General features: G+C 64.0%; 3 protein-coding genes. 2 read left to right on the forward strand and 1 reads right to left on the reverse strand.

The features are described from left to right. The first annotated feature begins 1,085 nt into the window (after window positions 1-1,085). The gene (locus G6R24_RS19460; protein ID WP_163550615.1) at window positions 1,086-1,397 is read left to right on the forward strand and encodes a hypothetical protein; all 312 of its coding nucleotides are present in this window, start codon (window positions 1,086-1,088) and stop codon (window positions 1,395-1,397) included. Between the two features lie 211 nt (window positions 1,398-1,608). Here the strand turns inward: G6R24_RS19460 and G6R24_RS19465 are convergent, their stop codons facing one another. After that, entirely contained in the window at window positions 1,609-1,851 is a 243-nt protein-coding gene (locus G6R24_RS19465; RefSeq protein ID WP_163550616.1) for a hypothetical protein, read from the reverse strand. Between the two features lie 964 nt (window positions 1,852-2,815). Here G6R24_RS19465 and G6R24_RS19470 point away from each other — a divergent pair. After that, entirely contained in the window at window positions 2,816-3,208 is a 393-nt protein-coding gene (locus G6R24_RS19470; protein ID WP_163550617.1) for a hypothetical protein, read from the forward strand. Window positions 3,209-3,506 lie beyond the last annotated feature (298 nt).

Consider the following 3,506-nt stretch of genomic DNA (forward strand, 5'->3'; position numbering starts at 1 on the left):
CCGTCTTTGGCCTATCTGGCGGCCGTGATCGCGGTGCGGGTCGGTGCTGGGTGACGGCCATGCCGGTGCAGGCCAGCTTGCGAGGCGGCGGCGAGACTCTCGACACTTGATCAATACGCGGTGGGTGGATCTTGTCGCTTTAAGGCTTCGATCATCAACGTAAGGTTGGCTTGTCTGGGTTTCATTTGGGTTTCACACTTAATCTATTCTTGATATGGAATTCATATCGTTTGCCGAGTACGGCGAATCACTACTACCGTTCGCTGCTACGTAGTTTTTGGGAGAGGTAGTGGTTCTGCGATCAGCCAGGAAGTTCATGGCATCACTTGCGGCAGTGTCGGTTGCGATGGGGACACTCCTGCTGCTGGCACCCTTGGCTCACGCGGCGAACGGATCCGAGTGCCAATTTTCTCCCGGAAGAAATATGTGGCATTTTCAGAACTACACCGCTTCCGGCAAAACAGTGGTTCTAGATGGTTACTCCGGTCCCGATGCGACAGGAAATCCGGTAGTATCGTGTAGTTTCCACCTAAAGGGAAGGGCTGCTTTTTTGGGCCGCTCGAAGGGGGGATCTGCGTATCTCGATCCTTCAACGGTGAAAACTGTCAAGGTCACAACGACCTCTAATCACGGCGGCGACCCGGTGGGGGAAACACTAGATAACTCGGGAAACGCCTGCTTCAGGATTGTCTATAACGACAGAAAAACTTCTTGGGAACTTATTCAGATTCATCATCTGTGTGATCCTAATTGAGAGCTTTATCCATAAGTCACCATCCGAGCCGGTAGAAATCCAGCCTGGTGATGATTCGGATGAGGTTAGGGATTTCGGTGAGCCGGCAGTGGTAGCCGGCGGCGCGGATCTTTCAGTTCCTCGGGCGGGCGATGCATCGTTCGACCGCTGACCGGCGTGCGGAGATCGTCCTGTTCGCGGTTTTTTGGTAGTCGGTGAGCTTGTAGTTCTTCGGTTTCTTCGTCGGGATGACGGTGAGGGGGCCGGGGGTGCCGGACCGATCGCAGGCCGGCAGTAGTAGGGGCCGGGCGCCAGCGGGCTTCTTCCTGGTGGTGGTGGTCTTCTTCGCCGGGTGGCGAGTGGTGGCTGCTTCGGTGGCGAGCTGGTGGGCTCGGCTGGTGGGCTGGCGTTCGTCGACGTCGCGATGTCGACCGAGGGGGCCGTCGATGACCCGCTGCCCGCCGCCGGCTACCGGTCTCCGGCGCCGCCGGCGCCGCCGGTGGTGCAGGCGGTGCAGGCGGTGCAGGCGGTGCAGGCGGTGCAGGCGGGGCAGGCGGGGCAGGGGCCGCGGTTGGCTCCCGGGCTGACCATCCGGGTTCCGTGGCAGCGGGAGCAGATGGCAGCCATCAGCTGCCTCCCTTCCAACATATATGACTTTGTGTGACTGGTTTTGGGCGTGCTGAACGATGTTTGCGGAGTTAGATCAGGAGTTAGATCGCCGGCTACGAGTTAGATTTCTAACTCGGGGGCTTCGGAGGCTTGGGGGGTTCCGACCTGCGGAAAGTTAGGCGAGTTAGTCGAGCTAGGGCAGGTGGATTTGGGTGCCGCAGGGGCGCCGGGGACGTGGTTTGGGGATGGCCGGGGGCCGATCTAACTCAGGTGTTGAGGTCGGCGGTCCGCCGCCTGATTTGTTCACGGATAGTGATTGGGTCGAGGGGCCAGCGGTTCCCGATGGTCGGGACCTTGATCCCCTCGGTCCCCTCGTCGGTGAGGAAGTGGACCAGACGCAGCTCGGTGAGGGTGCGGTAGGCGGCCCAGGTGGGGGCGAGGTTGAGTAGCAGCGGGGAGACTTTGGCGACGGGGATGGGTTCCGGTACCCAACACCTGGTCGAGGTCATCGAGGAGATTGCGTGGGATGGTGACCCCGCGTGTGGTTGGTGGTGCCGGGGACAGCCCGGCGGGTGCGGGTGAGGGCCGTCGAGGGACCGCCAATCTGTCGGTTACCGCGGGCAGGAAGAACTGGATGTCAGGGGGGGGATGGTTGCAACCCACCGGAAACCGGGGTTCCTCGTGCTCGCATGCATAGGGCCCATGTCAGGAAACCAAGAAACTCGTAAAACTACAGGTCGGAGGCGGTTGCACCCAGGAAACTCCCAGGAAACTGCACCCCGCGGTTTCCAGGGCTGCAACCGGTGCCGCAGACGGCTGCAACCATCCCGGCGCCGGCGGGGCAGGCACGGCAGCGAGGGAGACGCGACAGCCGGCCGACGGTCCTCGCCCGGAACGTCCAAGCGCCCCGCCGGACTGCTCCGACGGGGCGCTGTCGCTTCCTCTGGGCTGCCACGTTTCAGGTGATCAGACGACTTCCTTGATCATTGAGAGTCTCGGACTCCGCGCAGGCCTTCTGGGCTGCGCGTTCACGCCTTCGCTCCATGATTTCTGGCCTAGGTCGCCCCCGGCCCGGGCGGTTCTCCAGCCATGTGGTCACGGTCGACAGCTTCCAGCGGGGCCGGCGGGGCGAGGTCTGCTCATCAGGTTCGGGCAGGTGCCCCGAATGCCTGTAGCTGCGTGCAGTAACGGGTGAGATGCCCGCTAGCTTGGCTATGTCTGTGTAGTCAAGCAGTGGCTCAAAGTTGCGAACGCTCTCTCTCATGCTTGAAAGAATAGCATCTTGACATTCTAAGTTCAGGCATGTAGCGTTCCGCCTTGCAACTGAAAGCGCCCCCGGGCTGGTGGTGGAACACCGGCCCGAGGGCTAACGGACCACCTGCAAGCACAGGAGACCGCTATGAGTCATCTTTCCCTGCCTGGGTGCGGATCTGCGCGCCAGGCTTCGCCCGCCGCCCGTCTGGGTGGTGTGGCATGAGTGCCCGCCGTCCGGGCCGGATCACGGTCACCGTCACCCAGCCTGAAGAGATCTTCTATCCGGTGATCCTCGCCGCCCTGCAGGCCGGCCGCCGGGTGACCGCCGCCGAGGAGCGGGACATCCGCCGCCGGCACACCGCCGAGCTCACCGCCGGCCTGGCTGTCTGCTGCCGGGCATGCGGGTTCGCACTCACCGTGCAGCACCAGGCCTGCCCGTCGATCGTCCTGGTGGACGCTCGCAGCCTTCGGATCGCCCTGACCGTCGTGCCGCTGGCGCCGCGGCGGCGGTGCACTCGCTGCCACGGTCAGCTGGCCGTGACGGTGACGGTGACGGGGCTGCTGTGCTCGGTCTGCGGCGGCCAGGATGATCTGTTCGGTGGTGCGGCATGACCGCCCGGCAGGCCTCCGCCGCCGGGCCGTCCGAGCCGGGTTGCAATCCGCCGGAAATCGGGGTTCCTCGCGCGCGCACGCGTAGGGCCCCCTCCGCCACCCCTGCCTGCAACCTGCAACCGTGCAGGTCAGAGGCGGTTGCAGGGGTGGTTGCAGGGGTCAACCAGCCAGTCCGGGTGCAACCAGTGCAACCGGCGGCTGCAACCACCCCCGAGCAGGCCCCGCAGACCCCCTCCGGACCGGCTGCGGTGCGGGTGTGGCGGGCGACGTCCAGCACGGGGGTGACGGTCCTCGACGG

The sequence above is a fragment of the Candidatus Frankia nodulisporulans genome (assembly GCF_902806475.1).
Lineage (GTDB): Bacteria > Actinomycetota > Actinomycetes > Frankiales > Frankiaceae > Frankia > Frankia umida.